At 40.1% G+C, this 21,589-nt stretch carries 20 protein-coding genes and 2 pseudogenes; 11 read left to right on the forward strand and 11 right to left on the reverse strand.

Translation table 11 applies throughout. The annotated features are described in order from the left end of the window. The first annotated feature begins 65 nt into the window (after positions 1 to 65). From dusB to MTP24_RS14080, 8 genes are all read left to right on the forward strand, one after another. Positions 66 to 1,037, forward strand: a complete 972-nt coding sequence (dusB, locus tag MTP24_RS14045; RefSeq protein WP_010556644.1) for a tRNA dihydrouridine synthase DusB — start codon at positions 66 to 68, stop codon at positions 1,035 to 1,037. A 19-nt stretch (positions 1,038 to 1,056) separates the two neighbouring features. After that, positions 1,057 to 1,347 (forward strand): DNA-binding transcriptional regulator Fis, encoded by a 291-nt coding sequence (gene fis, locus MTP24_RS14050; protein ID WP_002957804.1) that lies wholly within the window; start codon positions 1,057 to 1,059, stop codon positions 1,345 to 1,347. 191 nt (positions 1,348 to 1,538) lie between these two features. Beyond that, positions 1,539 to 3,125, forward strand: a complete 1,587-nt coding sequence (gene purH, locus MTP24_RS14055; RefSeq protein WP_039037995.1) for a bifunctional phosphoribosylaminoimidazolecarboxamide formyltransferase/IMP cyclohydrolase — start codon at positions 1,539 to 1,541, stop codon at positions 3,123 to 3,125. A 101-nt stretch (positions 3,126 to 3,226) separates the two neighbouring features. Then, positions 3,227 to 4,048 (forward strand): class I SAM-dependent methyltransferase, encoded by an 822-nt coding sequence (locus tag MTP24_RS14060; RefSeq protein ID WP_006791164.1) that lies wholly within the window; start codon positions 3,227 to 3,229, stop codon positions 4,046 to 4,048. A gap of 16 nt (positions 4,049 to 4,064) precedes the next feature. Next, entirely contained in the window at positions 4,065 to 5,348 is a 1,284-nt protein-coding gene (gene purD / locus MTP24_RS14065) for a phosphoribosylamine--glycine ligase (protein ID WP_243531759.1), read from the forward strand. A 109-nt stretch (positions 5,349 to 5,457) separates the two neighbouring features. After that, positions 5,458 to 7,998: an EAL domain-containing protein gene (locus tag MTP24_RS14070; protein WP_243531762.1), complete on the forward strand. Its 2,541-nt coding sequence runs from the start codon at positions 5,458 to 5,460 to the stop codon at positions 7,996 to 7,998. 23 nt (positions 7,999 to 8,021) lie between these two features. After that, the gene (locus tag MTP24_RS14075; RefSeq protein WP_006791167.1) at positions 8,022 to 8,831 is read left to right on the forward strand and encodes a DUF2797 domain-containing protein; all 810 of its coding nucleotides are present in this window, start codon (positions 8,022 to 8,024) and stop codon (positions 8,829 to 8,831) included. 2 nt (positions 8,832 to 8,833) lie between these two features. Further along, positions 8,834 to 9,127, forward strand: a complete 294-nt coding sequence (locus tag MTP24_RS14080) for a DUF4144 domain-containing protein (protein ID WP_243531764.1) — start codon at positions 8,834 to 8,836, stop codon at positions 9,125 to 9,127. Between the two features lie 15 nt (positions 9,128 to 9,142). On the opposite strand, the gene MTP24_RS14085 is transcribed toward MTP24_RS14080, so the two are convergent. The 6 genes from MTP24_RS14085 to MTP24_RS14110 form a co-directional block, all read right to left on the reverse strand. Further along, a complete protein-coding gene (locus tag MTP24_RS14085; protein WP_243531765.1) occupies positions 9,143 to 10,060 on the reverse strand; it encodes a histone deacetylase family protein in 918 nt (305 codons plus the stop codon). Between the two features lie 99 nt (positions 10,061 to 10,159). Beyond that, on the reverse strand, positions 10,160 to 11,701 hold the full coding sequence (locus MTP24_RS14090) for a serine hydrolase (protein ID WP_243531769.1): 1,542 nt from the start codon (positions 11,699 to 11,701) through the stop codon (positions 10,160 to 10,162). A 13-nt stretch (positions 11,702 to 11,714) separates the two neighbouring features. After that, the gene (locus MTP24_RS14095) at positions 11,715 to 12,206 is read right to left on the reverse strand and encodes a gamma-glutamylcyclotransferase family protein (protein WP_243531771.1); all 492 of its coding nucleotides are present in this window, start codon (positions 12,204 to 12,206) and stop codon (positions 11,715 to 11,717) included. 35 nt (positions 12,207 to 12,241) lie between these two features. Beyond that, positions 12,242 to 12,868: a LysE family transporter gene (locus MTP24_RS14100; RefSeq protein ID WP_008128734.1), complete on the reverse strand. Its 627-nt coding sequence runs from the start codon at positions 12,866 to 12,868 to the stop codon at positions 12,242 to 12,244. A gap of 11 nt (positions 12,869 to 12,879) precedes the next feature. Next, on the reverse strand, positions 12,880 to 13,653 hold the full coding sequence (locus MTP24_RS14105; protein WP_039037989.1) for a hypothetical protein: 774 nt from the start codon (positions 13,651 to 13,653) through the stop codon (positions 12,880 to 12,882). Positions 13,654 to 13,671: 18 nt separating this feature from the next. Further along, a complete protein-coding gene (locus MTP24_RS14110; RefSeq protein WP_006791174.1) occupies positions 13,672 to 14,154 on the reverse strand; it encodes a CreA family protein in 483 nt (160 codons plus the stop codon). 206 nt (positions 14,155 to 14,360) lie between these two features. On the opposite strand from MTP24_RS14110, the gene MTP24_RS14115 reads away from it, so the two are divergent. Next, a complete protein-coding gene (locus tag MTP24_RS14115) occupies positions 14,361 to 14,690 on the forward strand; it encodes a 5-carboxymethyl-2-hydroxymuconate Delta-isomerase (RefSeq protein ID WP_006791175.1) in 330 nt (109 codons plus the stop codon). Here MTP24_RS14115 and MTP24_RS14120 read toward each other — a convergent pair. After that, positions 14,687 to 15,660: pseudogene (locus MTP24_RS14120) on the reverse strand (LysR family transcriptional regulator). The gene MTP24_RS14115 and the pseudogene MTP24_RS14120 sit on opposite strands and share 4 nt — an antisense overlap. A 137-nt stretch (positions 15,661 to 15,797) precedes the next feature. Here MTP24_RS14120 and MTP24_RS14125 point away from each other — a divergent pair. After that, a pseudogene (locus MTP24_RS14125) lies at positions 15,798 to 16,621 on the forward strand (DUF4437 domain-containing protein). Positions 16,622 to 16,685: 64 nt separating this feature from the next. On the opposite strand, the gene MTP24_RS14130 reads toward MTP24_RS14125, so the two are convergent. Next, positions 16,686 to 17,267 (reverse strand): porin family protein, encoded by a 582-nt coding sequence (locus MTP24_RS14130; RefSeq protein WP_058429645.1) that lies wholly within the window; start codon positions 17,265 to 17,267, stop codon positions 16,686 to 16,688. Between the two features lie 312 nt (positions 17,268 to 17,579). Here MTP24_RS14130 and MTP24_RS14135 point away from each other — a divergent pair, with 312 nt between their 5' ends. Continuing rightward, positions 17,580 to 18,746, forward strand: coding sequence for a site-specific integrase (locus MTP24_RS14135; protein WP_243531774.1), 1,167 nt, complete (start codon positions 17,580 to 17,582; stop codon positions 18,744 to 18,746). Between the two features lie 109 nt (positions 18,747 to 18,855). On the opposite strand, the gene MTP24_RS14140 is transcribed toward MTP24_RS14135, so the two are convergent. From MTP24_RS14140 to MTP24_RS14150, 3 genes are all read right to left on the reverse strand, one after another. Continuing rightward, on the reverse strand, positions 18,856 to 19,605 hold the full coding sequence (locus MTP24_RS14140) for a hypothetical protein (RefSeq protein WP_243531778.1): 750 nt from the start codon (positions 19,603 to 19,605) through the stop codon (positions 18,856 to 18,858). A gap of 389 nt (positions 19,606 to 19,994) precedes the next feature. Next, positions 19,995 to 21,197: an ImmA/IrrE family metallo-endopeptidase gene (locus MTP24_RS14145; RefSeq protein WP_243531781.1), complete on the reverse strand. Its 1,203-nt coding sequence runs from the start codon at positions 21,195 to 21,197 to the stop codon at positions 19,995 to 19,997. Between the two features lie 9 nt (positions 21,198 to 21,206). Next, the gene (locus MTP24_RS14150; RefSeq protein WP_138739927.1) at positions 21,207 to 21,491 is read right to left on the reverse strand and encodes a type II toxin-antitoxin system HigB family toxin; all 285 of its coding nucleotides are present in this window, start codon (positions 21,489 to 21,491) and stop codon (positions 21,207 to 21,209) included. Positions 21,492 to 21,589: the final 98 nt, after the last annotated feature.

Below are 21,589 nucleotides of genomic sequence, written 5' to 3' on the forward strand. Positions count from 1 at the left end.
GCCTTTGATTTTTGTCAAAAAAGCCGTAAACTTAGCGCCCCTTGAAAAGAGGCCTATTGAATACAGTGCGTATCGGTAAATACCAACTTGAGAATAATGTAATTGTTGCGCCTATGGCCGGCATTACAGACAGACCATTTAGACAACTCTGCCGTCGCTTAGGCGCCGGGCTTGCTGTGTCTGAAATGTTATCGTCAAACCCAAAGGTTTGGAAAACTGAAAAGTCGATGAATCGTATGGATCACAGCGGTGAGTCGGGTATACGCGCGGTGCAGATTGCAGGAGCTGATCCTGAGCTTATGGCGCAGGCCGCACAATTCAATGTTGCTAACGGTGCACAAATCATAGATATCAATATGGGGTGCCCAGCAAAAAAAGTGAACAAGAAACTCGCAGGCTCTGCTTTATTACAGTTTCCTGAACTCGTGGAAGAGATTATTGATGCAGTGGTTAATGCTGTTGATATACCTGTAACACTTAAAATCCGTACAGGATGGGATCCGGATAACCGTAATGGTGTAGAGATTGCGAGAATAGCTGAACGTTATGGCATTGCATCACTGGCTGTACATGGGCGAACGCGCGCATGTATGTATAAAGGTGAAGCAGAATACGCCACGATTAGGGATATAAAACGTTCAGTGTCAATTCCTGTTGTTGCAAATGGTGATATTACCTCGCCAGAAAAAGCAAAACAGGTTTTAGACTATACGGGTGCAGATGCCATTATGATTGGTCGAGCCGCCCAAGGTCGCCCTTGGATATTTAGGGAAATAGACCACTATTTGCGAACTGGTGAACACATGCAGCCACCTGCTATTGCAGAGGTGCGCAGTATTTTAATGGAGCATTTAACAAACCTCCATGCGTTTTACGGTGAGCCAATGGGCGCGAGAATTGCTCGCAAACATGTATCTTGGTATTTGCAAACCCATGACAGTGATGGTCAGTTTAGGCGAGTATTTAATGCGCTCGACAACTCAGAAGCACAGGTCGTCGCATTAGAGCAATACTTTAAAACACTAGCAGCTAACTAAGAAAGAAAGAGACTTTATAATGTTCGAACAAAACGTGACTTCTCCATTTATCACAAACCCTCATGTTCAGTCACACGAGAAACCGCAGCCATTGCGTGATGCAGTAAAAAAAGCTGTTCACCACTACTTAAAACAGCTTAACGGTCAAGATGTGCAAGACGTTTACGACCTTGTTCTTTCAGAGCTAGAAGCGCCATTACTTGAAGAAGTAATGACATACACACGTGGTAACCAAACTCGTGCAGCTATTTTACTAGGTATCAACCGTGGTACTTTACGCAAAAAGCTTAAAAAATACGGCATGAACTAATATGCTGGCTGTGATAAATCACAGCTGTTTATTAAAAAAGCACCTTAGGGTGCTTTTTTTATGCGTACAATTTAGTAGAGATGTTGCAAAATGCTCACGCTTATTGGCGCTTTATAAGTCGTTTTTTAAGTTGTAATCAGTTAAAATGCCCGCTTCTAAGCTAGCTCATTAACTGAGGAAATCAAACTACAATGGATACTCATCGTCCCATTCGTCGCGCACTTTTAAGTGTGTCTGATAAAACCGGTATTGTTGAATTCGCCCGCGCACTAGAAGCACAAGGTGTAGATATTTTATCAACTGGCGGTACGTGTAAACTCCTTGCTGATAACGGCATAAAAGTGACTGAAGTTTCAGATCACACCGGTCACCCTGAAATCATGGATGGCCGCGTAAAAACCCTTCACCCTAAAATTCACGGCGGCATTTTAGCCCGTCGCGGACAAGATGAAGATGTAATGGCAGATAACAACATTTCTGCAATCGACATAGTTGTAGTTAACTTATACCCCTTTGCGAATACTGTCGCTCAAGAAAACTGCAGCCTTGAAGATGCCATTGAAAATATTGATATTGGCGGCCCGACAATGGTTCGTGCAGCTGCTAAAAATCACAAAGACGTAACGATTGTTGTAAACGCAAGCGATTACGATCGCGTTATTAGCGAAATGCAAAATAACAATGGTTCAACTACGTATAAAACACGTTTTGATTTAGCTATTGCCGCCTATGAGCACACAGCTCAATACGACGGAATGATTGCTAATTACTTTGGCAAAATGGTTCCTGATTACACTGAAGAAGCCGTTGAAGACACTAAGTTCCCACGTACTATCAACATGCAATTCACTAAAAAGCAAGATATGCGTTACGGTGAAAACTCACATCAAGATGCTGCTTTTTACGTTGAAAACGATGTAAGTGAAGCATCAGTTGCAACTGCTACTCAGTTACAAGGTAAAGCATTGTCGTTTAATAACATTGCAGATACCGATGCAGCCCTTGAGTGCGTTAAAGAATTTGATGTACCTGCGTGTGTTATTGTTAAACACGCAAACCCGTGTGGTGTTTCAATTGGTGAAGATATTCTTAGTGCTTACGAGCGTGCATTTAAAACAGACCCAACATCAGCGTTTGGCGGCATTATTGCCTTTAACCGCGAGCTTGATGCAGCAACAGCACAAGCCATTGTTGACCGTCAATTTGTTGAAGTGATTATTGCCCCGAGCATTTCAAGTGAAGCTGCAAAAATTGTTGAAGCTAAAAAGAACGTACGTTTATTAGCGTGCGGACAATGGAGTGGCAAAGCAACGGGCCACGATATTAAACGTGTAAACGGCGGCGTTTTAGTACAAGATCGCGACCTAGGTATGGTTACTCAAGGCGACTTAAAAGTCGTCTCTAAGCGTCAGCCTTCTGAGCAAGAACTCAAAGATTTACTGTTTTGCTGGAAAGTCGCTAAGTTTGTTAAATCAAACGCGATTGTGTATGCCCGCGACGGTATGACTATTGGTGTAGGCGCAGGCCAAATGAGCCGCGTTTACTCTGCTAAAATAGCGGGTATTAAAGCTGCTGATGAAAACCTAGAAGTACCGGGTTCTGTTATGGCATCGGATGCGTTTTTCCCATTCCGCGATGGCATAGATGCTGCTGCAGAGGCTGGTATAACAGCGGTTATTCAACCGGGTGGTTCAATGCGCGATGAAGAAGTTATCGCGGCCGCGGATGAAGCGGGCATGGCTATGGTGTTTACTGGCATGCGTCACTTCCGCCACTAATCACAAAAAGGGTTAAGCTCAACGTTTAACCCTTTTTGTTTGCAAGCAATTCACGTATTCTGATTATTCTAACTCCTAATTTTAATGTGAAGGAACAAACGATGAAATTTGCACTAAAGTCTCTACTTGTTGCTAGCCTAGCACTTACTTCAACAATGGCATTGAGCCATAACCATGAATCAAGCCTAAGCCACGCAATAAAAGCAAGCGAGCGAAGCGCTAAAAATAGTGCTCGTGATGAATATCGCCACCCTGAGCAAACATTGGCATTTTTTGGCTTTAAACCGTCAATGACCGTTGTAGAAATTGCGCCAGGTGGTGGTTGGTACAGTGAAATTTTAGCGCCAGCATTGAAAGAGCAAGGCTTATACTACGCTGCTCATTTCCCTAGCGACTCATCGGTTGGTTACTATCAACGCTCATTAGCTGCGTTTAAACAAAAAGTAGCTGAAGACGAACGCTTTAGTAATGTTAAAATTACAGAGTTTGCCCCTTTAACCCACCTAGATATTGCGCCTGCAGAATCTGCCGATATGGTACTTACCTTCCGCAATGTGCATAACTGGTATATGGGTAAAGATACAGACGGTGCATTGAGCGCATTTAAAGCGTTTTATAAAGCACTAAAACCAGGTGGTACATTGGGTGTGGTTGAGCATCGTTTAGCTGAAAACCGTGCTGATGAGGATCAAAAAACATCAGGTTATATGAAACAGAGTTACGTGGTTGACCTTGCAAAGCAAGCAGGATTTGAGCTAGCAGCAACTAGTGAAATAAATGCTAATCCAAAAGATACAGCCGATCACCCTAAAGGGGTGTGGACGCTACCACCTAGCTTAAGACTTGGCGAACAAGACGCTGAAAAATATAAAGCTATTGGTGAAAGCGACCGTATGACGCTTAAATTTAAAAAACCGCTTTAAATAGGAATAGTACGCCATGAATGTATTAGTCATTGGCAGCGGCGGCCGCGAACACGCACTTGCGTTTAAGGCCGCTCAAAACAGTAAAGTAAATACCGTGTTTGTTGCTCCAGGTAACGCAGGTACTGCACTTGAGCCTAAACTCGAAAACGTTGCAATTAACGTTGAAGATTTAGATGGCTTATTAAAATTTGCTCAGCAAAACAATGTAGAGCTCACCATTGTAGGCCCTGAAGTACCGCTCGTATTAGGTGTTGTGGATAAATTTCGTGAACATGATATGGCTATATTTGGCCCAACAGCGGGTGCTGCCCAGCTTGAAGGCTCTAAGTCGTTTACGAAAGACTTTTTAGCTCGCCATGATATACCAACCGCCGATTACCAAACATTTGAGCAAATTGACCCGGCCCTTGCTTATTTAAAAGAAAAAGGTGCGCCAATTGTAATTAAAGCCGATGGTTTAGCCGCAGGTAAAGGCGTTATTGTTGCAATGACACATCAGGAAGCTGAAGGCGCTATTCGCGATATGCTTGCCGGTAATGCCTTTGGTGATGCTGGTAGCCGTGTTGTTATTGAAGAGTTTTTAGAAGGCGAAGAAGCCTCTTTCATTGTAATGGTAGATGGTAAAAACGTCCTTCCGTTTGCAACAAGCCAAGATCATAAACGTGCTTATAATGGCGATGCCGGCCCAAATACTGGAGGTATGGGTGCATACTCTCCTGCGCCAGTGGTGACAAACGAAATCCACCAACGCATTATGGATGAAGTGATCACCCCGACAGTAGAAGGCATGGCAAGCGAAGGCCACCCGTACACTGGCTTCTTGTACGCAGGTTTAATGATAGATAGCTCAGGTACACCTAAAGTTATCGAGTATAACTGTCGTTTTGGCGACCCTGAAACACAACCTATGATGCTACGTTTACAATCAGATTTAGTTGAACTGATTGAAGCGGCTAACCGTGAAGAACTAGATAAAACCACCATCGAGTTTGACCCACGCGCAGCGGTAGGCGTTGTACTTGCAGCTAAAGGCTACCCGGGTGACTACCCTAAAGGCGATGCTATTTCAGGCCTTAAGGTTAACTACCCTGCTGATGAAAAAGTATTTCATGCGGGCACTAAACAAAGCGGAGATGATGTTGTTACTGCCGGCGGCCGTGTTTTGTGCGCAACGGCATTGGGTAATAGCGTAACAGAAGCACAACAACGAGCCTACGAGCTGGTTAAACAAATTAGCTGGGATGGTATGGAGTATCGAACTGATATTGCTTATCGTGCCATTGCTCGCGAGCAGTAAGCTAATAAAAATTGATTGGTATGACCAATTAATTTAACTAAAAAAGCGCAGTTCGCCTGCGCTTTTTTAGTGCTACACTAATTAAAAGTTTTTAAAAAGTAAGCATACATTGGAACTTAGAACTTTACGTTATCATTCAGTTGCTGTTGCCATTTTGATATTTATATTTTTTATTATCAATACATTGGCTTCAAACCTAGTAGTGCCTACACGTTACACAATTGATAAAACATCACCAATGTATCTCAATCACGCCTACTACATTGATGAAACCAAAAACCAAACATTCGATGCAATTATCAAGCAACCTAATTTACTTACCCATGCTCCTTTTTCAGAAATTCCTTGGAGTTTTACTCAGCAAAATTATTGGTTATTTCTTGATTTAGAAAACAAGAGCCAAGAAAGTCAAAAAGTAGTTGCTCACTTTGATAACCCAATGGCAGATCACCTCACAGTTTATCGTTTAGATAAAAACAACCATATATTAAAAACTTATAAGTTGGGTGATAGAGAAAAAAAACTGACTTTGTTTCAGTACAGCGTGCCACACATCAACTTTTTGATGGAGCAAAAATCAACCCAGCGCCTCGTTATTAAAATAGACACCGTGGGCATTAGCAAAACACCTATCAATTTATACCGCGATAAAGAATTTGTAGATTTAATGCGTTCTCAAACTGGTATTTGGGGAATATTTGCTGGCGTATTACTCATGGCTGCACTTTACAACCTAGTACTCTATTTTGGTATAAAAGACCGGGTTTACCTTGTTTATATTGGTTACATAATTAGCGCACTGATACTAATGGGTATTGTACTTGGGTTTGGGTTTTACCTTTGGCCTTTAGAGTGGCAACTATTTTTTCATCACAAAGTCATTGTGAGTAATTACGCGGTTTCGTTTTTTACTCTCGCCTTTTGTACTATGTTTTTGCGCTACCATAAAGATAAGTGCTGGCGATACACAATGAGCAAAGCGCTGCTTTCTCTTATGTTTGTTATGGGTATAGCTAGCTTTTTTATTCCTGAAAACATCGCTGCGCCACTTTTTTTCTGCGTATTAGCGCTGCTATATATTGCATGCACTATATTAATTTATAAAAAACTGCTTAGTGGTTTTAGATGGGCCAAATTTTACGTTTTTTCGTGGGTTCCCCTTATTTTAGGTGCTGTAATACAACCACTGGAGCTCACCGGCGTGATTGATTACAGTTTCACTTCGCGTCACGCCTTTTTGGTGGCGATTTTATGTGAAATTGTTTTAATGGCCATGGCGTTGGCTGATCGTGTACGCTATCAACGAGAGCGCGCGCTTTACCATGCAACTCACACTCAACAAACTAAGTTGCTTAATAGCTCTAAGCTCAAACAAGCATTTATGTCCCTGCAAAGCCAAAACCGTTCTACCACCTTGTGCCTAATAAAAATATGTCATTTTAATTCGCTTAATACCATCATTACATCGACTCAAGGTTACACCCTCATAAAGCACATTGCTGAGCGACTAGAGAATGAATTAATGCACGAAAGAGAGTTTGCAAACCTTGAAACCGATTTAAATAACAGTCCTCGTCTGGCTGATTTAAACAGTGGTGTATTTGCTTGTATCTCAACCAAAAACCAAAACCAAGACACACTCAAAACACTACTCACAAAAGTCATTAGTAACCTCCCCAAGCAATATGAAATTAAAGGTTTGAGTCTGCAACTCAACTACACAATTGGCATTAGTAGTGCAAACCAAAGTAATGATTTTGAATATTGGTTAAAGCGCGGTTACTTAGCCTTAAAAGATGCAAAAGGACGTGCAGATCGCGTTGCGTCGTCTGCAATTAATAACAGTTTAATAATGGATGTTGGTTTGGCGGCTCATTTGCAAAAAGCAATTAAAACAAACCAGCTTGCGCTGTATTATCAACCGCAAATAAGTTTAGTTAATAATCAAGTAATAGGCGCTGAAGCGCTACTACGCTGGCCTGATCCCACCTATAAAAACATTTCGATTGAAGAGCTTGTAATTTTGGCAGAGCATACCGGAATAATTAATGAGCTGACCTTGTGGGTTATTGAACAAGCTTGTAAAGATCTTGTAGAGCTAATTAACAGCGGCCATAAAGAGCACACAATTAGCGTTAACTTAAGCGCTAAAAACTTAGCCATTAATAACTTAGCTGAAAAAATAGAAAATATATTAATTAAACATCAAGCACCCGCTCACTTACTTAAGTTTGAATTAACTGAATCTGCCTTTGTAGAAAGCCAAGACGTGCTCATTAAATTAGTTGATGAATTATCAGCATTAGAAATAAAAGTTGTACTCGATGACTTTGGCACAGGTTACGCATCATTGAGCTACCTTGTTAACTACCACTTTAGCGAGCTTAAAATAGATAAATCATTTATTTTTGACCTCGTTAATAACCCCGCTCACCAAGTCATAGTTCAAACATCAATAGATATGGCGCACCAGCTTAACTTGTCAATTACTGTAGAAGGTGTTGAAACTCAAGAAATCCACCAGCTACTAAAACAAATGAATGCAGACCGCGCACAAGGTTATTTATATGCTAAAGCGTTGCCTTATCCTGAGTATGTTAATTTCTTAAAAAGCCAATACAGTTTAAAAATGTTAGACTCTCCTTTTTAAACATCTTTAGGGGCTATGTGAAGATGCAAGGCACACTGCGTAAATTAAAATCGAGCTTAACAGAACCCGTTCAATATCACCTTCCCGTTGGCGATGAGCTAGTTAATTTAAATGCTTTTATAGGTAAAGAACTAACGCTTACATTTAGCGGCACTATTTTGTGTTCTAACTGCGGTAAAAAAACCAAAAAAAGTTATTCTCAAGGCCATTGTTTTGTTTGTATGCGTAAGCTCGCTAGCTGCGACATGTGTATTATGAAACCAGAAACCTGCCACTACGATCAAGGTACATGTCGAGAGCCACAGTGGGGCGAAGCTAATTGTATGATCCCACATTACGTTTACTTAGCTAACACCTCGGGATTAAAAGTAGGTATTACGCGCCATACACAAATACCTACACGTTGGATTGACCAAGGCGCCACTCAAGCTTTACCTATTTTTAAAGTACAAACACGTTTGCAGTCGGGATTGGTAGAGGTTGCATTAGCAGAGTTTATTGCCGATAAAACTAATTGGCGCAACATGTTAAAAGGTCAAAACGAAGCTATAGACTTAAAAGCTGCCGCCGCTGAGCTTATTCCACAAATTAGCGATAAACTAAACGAGCTTAGTGAACTATTTGGTGCCACAGCCATAGAACAACTTGATGAAGACGTGGTTGATTTAAACTTTCCAGTCACCGAATACCCAACCAAAATTAGCTCGTTTAACTTTGATAAAAATCCCGTTGTAAGCGGTATTTTACAAGGTATTAAAGGCCAATATTTAATATTTGATAACGGCGTTATTAATATACGTAAATTTACTTCATACGAAGTAACTGTAGGCTAACCATGTTAAACAGCTTTCCACAGTTAATGGTTATTTATAATGAGCTTGAAATGGTGCGAAACCAGCAAGAGCAAAATGAGTGCTTACACGGTGTTGCATCAAGTGAACTAACTAATGTGAGAGTACTTAATAAACAAGGTGAATACCTTAACCTACAAGCTCAACCTTGCTTAGCCTTAACCGAAGAGCAGCTAGCACACCTTGTTACTGCTTACCTATTAAATGAAGGGCATTGTTGCCTAGGTAAAATTAAAACGCTAAGTACTTCACAGGCATTTGATTTACTCGGGCTTTAAACATACTTTTAATAACTATTGCTCGCTAAGCACTTTAATATGCGCTACTGCACTTCTACCCAATGCTGATAGCGCATAGCCCCCTTCCAAATACGATATAACTCCCTTACAGCCACTTTCTTTTGTTACTTTGCATAGCTGCTCAGTGAGCCAAATGTAATCGTCTTCCACAAAATTCAGGCTTGCCATGTCATCTTCTACATGTGCGTCAAAACCTGCACTTATAAATAACAGTTCAGGCTTAAAATCTTTTAATTTTGGTAACCATTGATTATTGAATACCTCTTTCAAATCGCCCCCATTGCTTGCAATGGGTAAAGGCGAATTAACAATATGGCTATTATTTTTAACCGCTGTATTTGGGTAAAACGGGTATTGAAATAACGAGCAAAGCAGTACCCTTTCATCATCAATAAAAATGTCTTGGGTTCCGTTACCATGGTGTACATCAAAATCGGCAATTGCAATACGTTTGATGCCTTTGCTTTGTGCATACTTAACAGCAATCGCTAAGTTATTAAATACGCAAAACCCTGATGACGAGTGCTTATTGGCATGATGCCCTGGCGGACGCACAGAACAAAATGCCGCGTCGAGTTTATCATCAAGTATTTCATCTACCGCTAAAACCCCGGCCCCCACCGCGCGCTCAATTGCTTTAAATGAGTCAGGGCAAAGCCACGTATCGCCATCGAGATTATTTAAGCCCTCTTGAGGAATTAATCGCTCAACCAAATTAACCAGCGCCTCATCATGCGCTAGTAAATAATGTTCTCGATGAGCTTTAGGCGCTTGTAAATGCTTTAACCCCACGTCGATGCCACTGGCAAGTAAGCGATCAGTTATCGCATCTAAACGTTCTGGGCACTCAGGGTGGTCGTCTATCATTTTATGCTTACGGCAATGTGGATGTGAGATAACTGCAGTACGCATAAAAACTCCAAAAACCAAATAAGTGAAAACTTAATATAACAAAGCCACCCGATGGTGGCTTTGCGACTTTGGTGTATAACTATATAACTTGAGCGTTAATCATTTAGTTTTTAAATTTAAATTTCTAAAGTCAAAGCTAAAGTCGGTCACGGCTGTTGAAACTGCACGCATGTTGGCGCTATTAACACGGTTAGCTGTACTCATTTCAAAACTAATAAACGCATCGGCTTCGAGCAGCTTTTCGTCCCACTTAACAATAAACGTATTGCCTGTATAGTGCTCAAGTGTGCCTTTTAAGCGTTTTGTGTGCGTAAAATCAATTCGTAATTTACCATCAAGCTCTTCAATAATAACGTCGCCATACCAATCATCGTTTAGTGTACCAGTATAATTTATACTAGGTAGCTGTGGCTGATAATCCGCAGGGGTTGGTGGTGTCGCATTTGCGTACGCTTTTTGCTTACCTTCAAAATGCTTTTTGGCTAAATCTTCAACCCAATCTTTATCCTCTAGGTTGAGCACATCCTCAAGTACTTCGTGGGTAACAGCACTTAAAGCACTAAATGCTTGCTGATTAGACAAAATAACAATACCGAGTTTTTTTTCTGGTAGTAACGTAACTTGCGACACCATCCCTAAAATACCGCCACCGTGACCTAACTTTTTAAAGCCGTGGTAGTCCTCTATACTCCAACCTAAACCATAACCTCTAAATTGTTGATGGTATGCCTCAAAGGCACTTTTAGATGCCATAGAGGTAATCTGCGGATGCCACATTTGCGCTTGTTGTTTTTCACTAAACAATTGATCGCCATTAGGCATTTTGCCGCCATTCAATTGAGTGCGTAGCCATTGGCTCATATCCTCTACACTCGATGCAATAGCACCTGCACCTCTAAAGTCTTCAAGGTAATTAACAAAAAATGGGTGTAAGCTTCCTTCCATTGGAATATGCCCTATTGCCCAGTTTTTATTACTTTTTGGAATACGCGAAAAACCTGCGCGTGAATTGGTCATTTTTAGCGGCTGTAAAATATGTTTTTCAACGTAATCGTTCCAGCTTATGCCAGATACACGCGCTACAACTTCCCCAGCGGTTACAAACATCAGGTTGTTATAAGCGTATTTACTACGAAAACTGCTGGCTGGTTTTAAGTATTTTAAGCCTGATAAAATATCAGAAACTGATTTATCTGTGCTTGGCCAAATCATTAAGTCGCCTTGCCCAAGGCCTAAACCACTACGGTGGCTTAGTAAATCGCGCACTCGCATTTCCCGGGTTACATATGAGTCGTATAATCTAAATTCAGGTAAATGGTCGATTACGCGGTCATCCCAGCGCAATTTCCCCTCATCGACTAATTTAGCTAACGCGGCGCTGGTAAATGCTTTTGTATTTGATGCAATACCAAATAACGTATCTTTATTTACTTCAGCCTTTGTATTTAGGTTTGCGATGCCAAACCCTTTAGCGAGTATAACCTCGTCATTTTCAACAATAGCAACGGCCATACCTGGCACATCAAAGCGCGCCATAGAGGTTTTAATGACCTCTTCTATTTTGTTGGTATCAACCTGTGCCCAAGTATTAAAAGTAGCACTGGCCAGTAGTGTAAAAGCCGCTAAATTAGTCAGTTTCATGTTAGTCCTTTTATTATTGATGCACTGCAAATTCAATTGCTGCGCGTTCTTTATTAGGATCGCTCTTTTGTGGGCGATTAAGTATTGCATCACTGTAAGCCTTTGGTACGCCCGCTTCAAGTGCTCCGCGATGAACATGTTTAACGTACCAATCGTAGGGTAAAACGTTCTCGTCGTGTGTATTTGCAATATAACAATGGGTATCAATTGTTTGCCCATTTAACAGCTCAACCGTTATATCTACACAATCGTAACCTGGGCCTTCTATCACATCTAAAGTGAGTTTTTCGTCAGTGTTAACCTCATAGACCACACCGTATACTAAGGCATCTGCTTTATCAGTTTTTTGAATACTGCATTTACCCGAACCATCAGAAAAAAGCATATCAAAGGTTAGCTCATACCCTTTAAGGATTGCTGTGCCCACACGCTTTGCGTTTGGCAAACGTGCTAACAAACGATTAGACGACATGTTAGATCCAAACGAAAAATTATATAAAGGCATGTTTACTCCTGCTTGTATTACATAAATTGAACAAGTTAAATAACAACACGTACAGCCAACGCAATTAAAATAACGCCAATACCTCGGTCAAACCAGTAGCCGCGTTGCTGAAAAAAATCACGCACGCAGGCTTTAGAAAGTACCAACGAAAGCGCAGAAAACCACGCCCATGTTGCAAGCGCCATATAAATACCATAACCAATTTGCACACTCACTGGCGTTGTTTGACTTATTACCAAGGTAAATAACGACATAAAAAAGAGCGTGGCTTTTGGGTTCAGTGCGTTAGTGAAAAAACCGCGTCTAAAAGCAACCCAAATAGACTCCTCTGGAGCTGTTTGGTTATCAATATCATTGGTTGATGATGCGCCCGGCTTAGCCGCTCTTAGTGCTTGTATTCCAAGATAAGCCAAATAAGCGCCTGCTACATATTTAAGTGCCATAAACAAACTAGGCGATTGAGACAAAATAAGCGCCACACCCATTACACAATAAGCTATGTGCAACAAAATAGCGCCGCCAACGCCTGCACTTGTCCACAATGCGTTTCGCCTACCTTGTTGCACACTTTGCTTTAGCACAACAGCAAAGTCAGGACCTGGGCTTGCTACTGCAAAGAAGTGAGCAATAACAATTAATAAAAATTCATCTAAATAGTCCACACTTATCCCTGCTAGTTAGGTGCATACGCCAGTAATAACGGGTTTGCCGATTCACTCACCAGCGCTTTAATTTCTTTTTGCGCTTTTTTGAATTGGCTTCGTAAATGGGGCTTTAAATGTTTTTTAGATACGTTGTCTTTTTTGAAGTAGCAAACCAGTGCATGCATAAATACCGTATGTGTTTCGCTCAATTGTGCTTCACGGTTAGCGTACGGGTTGTAACATGAGCCGCACCCGCCTTTAAACTGATACACCGTATTGCTCATCATGACACCAAAACCTAAAAAACAGGCAAGCGCATCAGCAGCTTGGGGTAAAAAGTCCTTCCCCCCTGGAGGCAATACACCAACATGATGAATCATAATAGTAGCCAGTGTTCCGGCAAAACTGGCAACTAAATCTTGGGGCTGATTTATTTGATTAGGGTTAAATGAAATATTAATAGCATGGCTCGGCGGCACAATTAACTCACAGCGCTCACCACGTATTACACTACTAAACTCAAAACGAGGAAACACTTGTGGCTGTAATTGCTGAGGCGCAACTAATTGAATTGGCCATGCACTCATTCCCGCATACGTAGTTACTCGCTTAAATACGCTGGTGGCCATTTGCTCAATACTTGATACCGAATCAGGAAAATATTGCCCTGTAGGCAATATTATTTGCGTATGTTTAGTAAAAAACTCAGCATCAAAATTTTCTACAGCCCAAATAAAGGTATCAATAAGCCATTGCTGCTCTTGTTGCTCTAACAAAGGCGCTGATTTAAATAACGCTAACATAGTGTACTCTTAATTTAATTATTCTTGCTCTTGTGCCCACTGCCATGCTTTCGTGTTATATAAAGGCACAGTAGATAATGCATGGTGATGACTGCCGCTCGACTCTTTTGTTGAATACGACAAATATAATAATGTGCGAGTTTTAGCGTCGTATATTCGGCGCACCTTTAACGATTTAAATAAAATGCTCTTTGATGACTTAAACACCACCTCACCAGACTTACTACGATCAATTTCTTGTAATTGCTCCGCAGTGATTGGCCCTGTTTGACGACACGCAATCGACATGTCTGACGGGTCAGAAAAGTCTAAATCGGCCTCAACATGACTAATATGACACGTCACTCCTTTAATGATCGGATCTTGTTGTGAGTTCACCACCACATCTTTTGTAGTAAACAAACCTAAACTCACCGACGCCACATCATCAGAGCAGGCACTTAACGTAATTACTGCGCCCATTAGCACGGCTAAATGTTTTATTTTTTGCTGAAATTTCATACTCATCCTTAATATAAGCTAGGTTTTTTTACACGCTTATTTTAATAAGCTTGGGTTCACCTGTGTGTTTTTATACTAACATCAAAAATCAGCACAACTAAATTAGTTTAAAACAAACATTTTAGCCGTATGGGGTTTAGCGAGCCGTCGTGTATTTGTTACAATTAACGACACGCTTAATGCCGTAACCAACAGGAACCACCCGCATGCCGCACATTATTATTGAGCACTCAGAAGACCTCCCTGTATTACCTCAAGTACTGGTAGAAAAAATCCATAAATGCACATTCGAAAGCGGTTTATTTGATTTAGAAACTATAAAAACTCGCGCAGTTGCATATCAGCAGTATCAATTGGGTGTGGGTAAAGAAGGGTTTATACATGTGCAAGCACACATTATGGCAGGGCGAACAGTAGAGCAAAAGCAAACTCTGAGTGAGCACCTACTTGCGTGTTTAAAAACCTATTGCAGGGAGTCTGACAGTTTAAGCGTTAATATTTACGACATGGACCACGAGATATATCGTAAAAATTAACACAATTCAGGCCTTGTACCATCATCACAAGGCCACTCGTCTTCAGTCAAAATATGCTTTGCCAATAGCGATGCCCTAAGAGCCATTATTTTACTTTTTAACTCATCACGTATCAGCCTTATTGCAGGCGAAATAAACTGCCGGCTCGGAAGCACTAACCACATTTCTGTTAAGGGTATTTTATAATCGGGTATTATTCGTTTGAGCTTTCCGCTAAGCAAATCATCTGCTACATCAATGGCTGACTTTTTTGCAATCCCAGCACCATCAACACACCAGCGTCTAACAATATCACCATCGTTTACAGCTCTATCGCTGTTCATTTTAACTTTGTATTGCTGTGTATTATCATAAAACTCCCAATCAGCGTGCACTACTTCGTAAAGTTTGTAGAGTAATGCGTTGTGCTCGCTCAAATCGTTCGGCACTAACGGCTCGCCATTCAGTTTTAAGTAACTAGGTGAAGCGCACACCACGTGTGGAATATTACAAATTTTAAATCCATATAAATTAAGCTCCTCAGCTACACCTTTTTTCATCGCTCTTAATGCAACATCAACTCCATCACGATAAAAATCAGCACGGCTATCACTTGCATGCAATCTCAAAGTTATAGAACTATGAATATCCATAAGCTCATTAAGCAAAACACGCATTAAATTACGTCCCATTTCAGACGACACAGCCATTCGCACTTCGCCTGTAATACACTCCTGCTTTTCATTAATAACCGCTGCCCTTGCATTAGTAGCCCAAGCGCCTGTTCGCATAAGGGTAAGTAACGCTCACCTTCAGCGGTCAATCTTATCTTTCTAGTAGTGCGAACAAATAGTTGTGTACCAAGAGCTTGCTCTATTCGTTTAATAGAGACACTCGCTGCCGACGAGCTCATATCCAACTGATGCGCAGCCGCTGTTATTGATTGAAGCTGCGCAACTTTTAGTAATACGCGTAAATCTGCAATTTTCATATCCGCCCCTTTATAAAACTATTCGTTGATGCTGCCAATTATCCACGTTTTAACGAAACTGTATTAAACATTAGCCTGTTTATGGAATGAAAAATACTCGCTATTGTGTCTCTATCCCAACGCAAAGGAAAATATTTATGAAATGTAGAATTGTCCTATCAGCTTTAATGCTCACAACTTCGCTTATATCTGTACCTACTTTTGCAGACGAGTACGAATCAAAAGTAATACCTGCGAACAAAGTCAAATGGGGCTATTTAAACCCATTAAGAGGCGATCAAAGTCCCGGTGCAGCCGATTTATGGGGCGATCGTACCGCAGATACCGCAACAGGTATGCTAGTACGCTTTAAAAAAGGGTTCGAGTCCCCGCCGCATATTCATAACATTACTTACCGAGGTATCGTAATTGAAGGCCAAATGCACAATGACGACCCCACAGCTGAAAAAATGTGGATGCCTGCAGGATCATTTTGGACACAACCTGCCGGTGAAAACCATACTACTGCAGCCAATGGCACTACAAATCTAATTTACCTAGAAATAGACTCAGGCCCTTATTTAGTAAAACCAACAAACAAACAAACAAACAGTTTGATAATGGTGAACGCCCATTAAACGTTCATAAAGACAACTTAGTTTGGCTAGACAAAAGCGACGTAAGCAATATTAATGCTAAAGGTGTACAAACAACCTACCTTTGGGGAGACACCGGGACAATGTACGGCTCAATGATAAAACTACCAGCCGGGTTTAAGGGGGAAATTAGCACAGATGCGGATGAGTTTCGAGCAGTGATAATTGCAGGCAACGTGCAATACAGCTCAAAAAGTAACTCACAAAACTTAAGTGCAGGTAGCTTTGTAGAATCTGGGGGTAAATTCATTCACTCGCTTGAGAACACAAGCGATATACCAGCAACTATTTACATTCGCAGCAATGGCTTATACCACGTAAATTAGCGTGTTATAGCTACGTAAAAACTAAAAAGCGCACTAATAAGTGCGCTCATTTAACTGCTTGTGATCAAAAGCTGTAACGTGCAGTTAAGCTAATATAATCTAAATCATCTATTGTGGTGTAGCTAGTACCTACAGAGAAATTTGTATTCACATAGTAACGAGCACCTAAAGTGATAGCTGTTTCACTGTCATCTGCAATATCAATGTAACTTAAGCGGCCATCAATTTCGATGCTATCAGTTAGCATTGATCTAACACCAACAGATAATCCATAGCCATTTTCATCATCCGACAAATCAGTACCGCTGAACGATACTTCAGTTTCAATGTTTTCGTACGTTACTAAACCATAAAAGTCAGTGCTTTCACTAATTGCAGTACGGTAACCCACGCCTGCGCTCAACCAATTTAGATCTACATCCAAACCATCTTCTGAGTCGCCTACAGTCTTATATTGACCAGACACAAAAAAGTTATCGCCTAGTAATTTACTACCATCAAGCGTCCAACCGTTTAAATCATCGCCATCAAGATCTGCATTTAAATAACCGCCAGAGACATAATTAAAGTTAGGTGTTTCTGCAAATGCAGCAGGGGTGACAAAAACTGAGCTTAATAATAAGAGTGCGACTTTATTCATTTTCATGGTACTTCCTTTTAGATATATTTTAACAACATATTGTTGTACCCAATAAAATACACAGCTATATATTTGATTGCAATTAGAAATTTTATAGATTAATTAAAAATCAATATATCAACCAATAAAGGATAATAATGTAGAGCTTTGGATTTTAAGTGCGTAAAAATTTAATAGGGATCTACTTGGAAAGTGGTGGCCCCTCCCAGTATAAATACAGCTGTTTTTCAGCGTTTTCAGGGTGGTTTTAGCACTGTTTTTTAAAGAAAAAGCATCTTTTTTTACACCTTTTCTCAATGTAAAAAAAGGTGTAAAAAAATGACTCAACCAACAAAATTCAAATTTACTGACCGACGTATAAAGATGTTATTACCAGAAAGTAAAACGAGAACATACTCGGACATATCTCTAGTTAATCTAAAGTTAACGTTAACACCATCAGGTACAAAAACATTTTATGTGCGCTTTAAAGTGAGTGCACAAGATATTAATCATAAGTTGGGTAATGCAGAAAAAATTACTGTAGATGATGCTAAGAGTAGAGCGATAAGCTTTATGAACTTAAAGTCAGCGCAAAAGCTCGAACATAATTCAGGATTAACAATCAATGACATCTTTAAAATTTATAAAGAAAATGAGCTTTCAGCAAGAAAGACTTTGGCAGGAAGAACGCATCCACTAGAGGTATCATATCGAACTCACTTGAAGCCGAAAATTGGCAAGACACCCATTGAAGAAATTACCAGAAAAGAAGCAAGAAACTTATTTTGTGAGATGGAGAAACTAGGTTACTCAGTACACAATAGGTGTTTAACTTCAATTAAGTCTGCATTTACTTATGTTATTGACTTTGAAGATGATCTAAACATCGGACTTAACCCTTTTATTGGTATTAAGAAGATGCGCGAAGTCCAACGAAATCGCTATCTAACCGAAGACGAAGCCAAACGGCTTTTAAAATCTTTGGATCATGAGAGTAATCAGGATATGGCTGATATCTACAGGGTCGCACTCTTTACAGGTGCGAGGCTATCGAATATTAAAACGCTTAAGTGGCATGAAATAGACTTCTCTAGCTGTCAATGGTTAATACCTGCAACCAATACTAAAACGAGTAAAGTTTATCAAATACCATTACATAGCTTTGTAATAAATTTACTAAAACAACGTAGAGAGCAAGCATCCGACTCCCCTTTTGTATTTGCATCTGAGCGTTCTAAATATGGCTACATCACAGGTGGAGACAAGGTGTGGAAGTCAGCGATTAAGCGAGCTGGCTTATATCACGAAAATCCAAACATCAGGCCGAGGCCACATGACTTGCGAAGGACGTTTGCAACGTGGCAAATTCAATCTGGAGCTGACATTAGTGTAGTGTCAAAAGCGCTCTGTCATACATCACTAAAGCATACAATGATCTACGCACAACTTAACGTTGAACAGGTTCGTAATTCAATAGAAGAGGCATTTAGAATGTTCAAGTAATTTGAATTTAATAATTACAAGTAAAGAGGGGAGAATTCTCCCCCTTTTACTGTTGAGACACGCCTATCGAGGCGTTGCCAGACTTAGTAGCAAATATCGGAAAACTACGTCAGGCTATTAAACGACTAAGTACAGAGGCTGGGCATAGTACCCATGATTGAAAGAAAGGCCCTATACCTCTATTGAGCAACCATTTATCAATAGTTAACTTGGAGTGCCTAGTCAAAGTTAATGTCTTTCCAGACCAAGAGTAAACTTTAAAACTACCGTCATTAGGCATGAAATAACACTGTATCATTTCTCCTTTGCTATTGCGTGAGTTTCGGTAATCAGCTGGTATATGCGCCACAAAACAATCTGTATTGCTAGAAACTAATTCAGATATCAGAGGTTTTAACTCGTCGTAAACCGGGTAGCAAATTATATTTACGTTCTTGAAAGTAGCATTATCCGGGTACTTGCTCAGTAGCCAACATTTGCCAGCAACTACTCTGTGGTTCCCATTTGTACATTCGTAAATTGAGCTTCCATACTGGCTAAACTTTAGCTCCCCTAAAGCCTCTGGAGCAGGAAACTCTTTACCTGCTAAATCAGATAAGTAATAGTTGAAGATATCATCAGACCAGTCTTTTCCATGTATTTTTTGAAGTACTTGGCGCCAATTTTCACCACGTCTCCAAAAATCACCTCGATTCAGAACCATGACGTTTCCAGCACTCACGTCTGCTGTCTTAGATGTCCATGCATCTACATCAGTGAATGACATCAGCCCTAGGTTGTTATCCAAGTATACGCTTTCATTTAAAGCTGCTTCATCCGACTGACTTGTCGATAGCTTTATTATATCAATTGCTTCCATGCTAACCTCTTTTAGGAAATCCTTTTATGTGAATTAATATGCTATCACATTAAAAGCATATCGACGGATTGCGTTTAAAATATTTATCTCGCTCATGTGCTTGTTAAAAAATATACTCATATATAACCAAGCTAATATTAAACTGAACTTTTAATTTCCTTAATTTGAAAAGTTCACCTTTTACATACTGCGCTGAACAGTCCGCAATTTAGCACTGTGTTTCTCTACCCAATACTTAAAATCAAAAAGGACTGAGTATGCCTGATAACCATGTTTTACCTACTAGCTTCGATATACACTTAATCGACTAGAGTCTTCAACATTGCCTGTATATTATTGACCATAAATTTCTAGCACTTACTTTAAAGTTAACCGTAAAGATAAGAAGTTTATTTTTTAAAATGGCTTCTTACTTTATCTCTAAATGCTTTACCAAATTTAGAATGATCATTGAGCTCATGGCGAACTCTACCGGCAACAATACAAGGGGAGATACTAAGGCTACTCGCAAATTTACGGACTGAACTAGTATCTTGCATTTCTAAAGGGTTCAAATAACCTGATGGAATTAAGCTTTCTTGAGCCAATGCATCTGCTTCTTGTTCAACTTTATCGCCACCTTCTGCATCTAAATTATCCAAATACCAAGTCTCGGTGCCATCTAAATGCAACGCGATATGAGCTAATTCATGCATCAATGAAAACCAAAAGTTATCTAACTTATCGTGGCGTAATGTAAGTGCAACAACAGGGTTCCCGCTTGCACAAATACATACAGCACCGTCCAAATACGTTTTTGGTAAATGACCCTCAATAACTAAATGAATACCATGGCGGTTTAAAAACTCTTTAGCTAATTTAGGCCCCTGATCCGACCATGACAATTGCGCTAATTTTTTCATCCAATTAGCATCAACAGTCCCTTTTACATATTTTACTGGGAGCTGCTCTAATTGCGCTTTTTGCAAAACCCTAACTTGCCAAGCCCATAGAGCATAGCTATCAGTCTCTTTGTCATTTGAGCGTAAATGAGCTGTGGTTCTTAATAATGCTGGTTTTAAAGAAAATCCATTAGGTACAGACGATAAAAACTGATTAAGCTTCTCAATTGAATACTCTTTCAATTCATTTATTGAGCCTTTGAATCCTTCAAAATATCCACGAGATCGCATTTCAGCTATAGGAAAGGCATCCCAATTAATATCTTTTGAGATAGCGCTTTTATCGCAAGGCTCTTTTATCAAAATGTCAGCAGATATTCCTAAGCCCGCGCTTAGCTTACGAATCATATTCAGGCTTAAACTTCGTGTGCCGTTTAGTACTTCACTCACTTTAGAAGCAGATCCAAAATAAGGCACTAAATCTTTTTTAATCAAGCCCAGTTGTTCCATACGAAATTTTATCGCTTCAATTGGATCAGGGGAGTCAATAGGAAACGCTTCTTCCTCGTACTTTTCAATTAAAAATGCTAGTAAGTCCAGCTCATCACTTTCAGCTGAATCTGGTGCGGGATCAAAATCCATTAATGTCATGACACGCGCTAAAGCTTGCTCATGATCTTGAGACGATTTAATTAACTTAATGTGGCCCATAATACCTCCTTAAAAGCGTTGCTTGTCATACTCCGAATGGGTTCCAACCCATTCAATCACAGCAATACCATTTTGATATCTCACTTTCACAACTAACCTATAATGGTTACCTTTTACATTAAAGATCACCCTATTATCAGCTAAAAAATCTGCGCTTCGATATCGGTTCTTTATATCTTGGGGTGTTTTCCAGTCAGCTTCATTAGCCTCTGAAAACCAAGCTTCAAGTGCTTTTTTTGCATTAGCATGCTTTTGACTAAACTCTGTAAGTTTGTCTCTTCCTAAGACCTTCATTTCGCCTCAAAGTTCCCAGCAAGGGAATTATAGTTGTTATTACCAAAAAGGGAAGTTAAGTTTTTTCTTACTTCAAATACTTAACAGCTATAACATTT

This window comes from Pseudoalteromonas sp. APM04 (genome assembly GCF_022809815.1).
Classification (GTDB): domain Bacteria; phylum Pseudomonadota; class Gammaproteobacteria; order Enterobacterales; family Alteromonadaceae; genus Pseudoalteromonas; species Pseudoalteromonas marina.

Bases quoted from the DNA above. Each gene is read 5' to 3' on its own strand.
- MTP24_RS14075 (WP_006791167.1), top strand. From the start codon at position 8,022: ATGCAAGGCACACTGCGTAAATTAAAATCGAGCTTAACAGAACCCGTT.
- MTP24_RS14135 (WP_243531774.1), top strand. From the start codon at position 17,580: ATGACTCAACCAACAAAATTCAAATTTACTGACCGACGTATAAAGATG.
- MTP24_RS14115 (WP_006791175.1), top strand. From the start codon at position 14,361: ATGCCGCACATTATTATTGAGCACTCAGAAGACCTCCCTGTATTACCT.
- MTP24_RS14140 (WP_243531778.1), bottom strand. From the start codon at position 19,605: ATGGAAGCAATTGATATAATAAAGCTATCGACAAGTCAGTCGGATGAA.
- MTP24_RS14130 (WP_058429645.1), bottom strand. From the start codon at position 17,267: ATGAAAATGAATAAAGTCGCACTCTTATTATTAAGCTCAGTTTTTGTC.
- MTP24_RS14090 (WP_243531769.1), bottom strand. From the start codon at position 11,701: ATGAAACTGACTAATTTAGCGGCTTTTACACTACTGGCCAGTGCTACT.
- MTP24_RS14080 (WP_243531764.1), top strand. From the start codon at position 8,834: ATGTTAAACAGCTTTCCACAGTTAATGGTTATTTATAATGAGCTTGAA.
- fis (WP_002957804.1), top strand. From the start codon at position 1,057: ATGTTCGAACAAAACGTGACTTCTCCATTTATCACAAACCCTCATGTT.
- purD (WP_243531759.1), top strand. From the start codon at position 4,065: ATGAATGTATTAGTCATTGGCAGCGGCGGCCGCGAACACGCACTTGCG.
- MTP24_RS14145 (WP_243531781.1), bottom strand. From the start codon at position 21,197: ATGGGCCACATTAAGTTAATTAAATCGTCTCAAGATCATGAGCAAGCT.
- MTP24_RS14095 (WP_243531771.1), bottom strand. From the start codon at position 12,206: ATGCCTTTATATAATTTTTCGTTTGGATCTAACATGTCGTCTAATCGT.
- MTP24_RS14105 (WP_039037989.1), bottom strand. From the start codon at position 13,653: ATGTTAGCGTTATTTAAATCAGCGCCTTTGTTAGAGCAACAAGAGCAG.
- purH (WP_039037995.1), top strand. From the start codon at position 1,539: ATGGATACTCATCGTCCCATTCGTCGCGCACTTTTAAGTGTGTCTGAT.
- MTP24_RS14150 (WP_138739927.1), bottom strand. From the start codon at position 21,491: ATGAAGGTCTTAGGAAGAGACAAACTTACAGAGTTTAGTCAAAAGCAT.
- MTP24_RS14085 (WP_243531765.1), bottom strand. From the start codon at position 10,060: ATGCGTACTGCAGTTATCTCACATCCACATTGCCGTAAGCATAAAATG.
- MTP24_RS14060 (WP_006791164.1), top strand. From the start codon at position 3,227: ATGAAATTTGCACTAAAGTCTCTACTTGTTGCTAGCCTAGCACTTACT.
- MTP24_RS14110 (WP_006791174.1), bottom strand. From the start codon at position 14,154: ATGAAATTTCAGCAAAAAATAAAACATTTAGCCGTGCTAATGGGCGCA.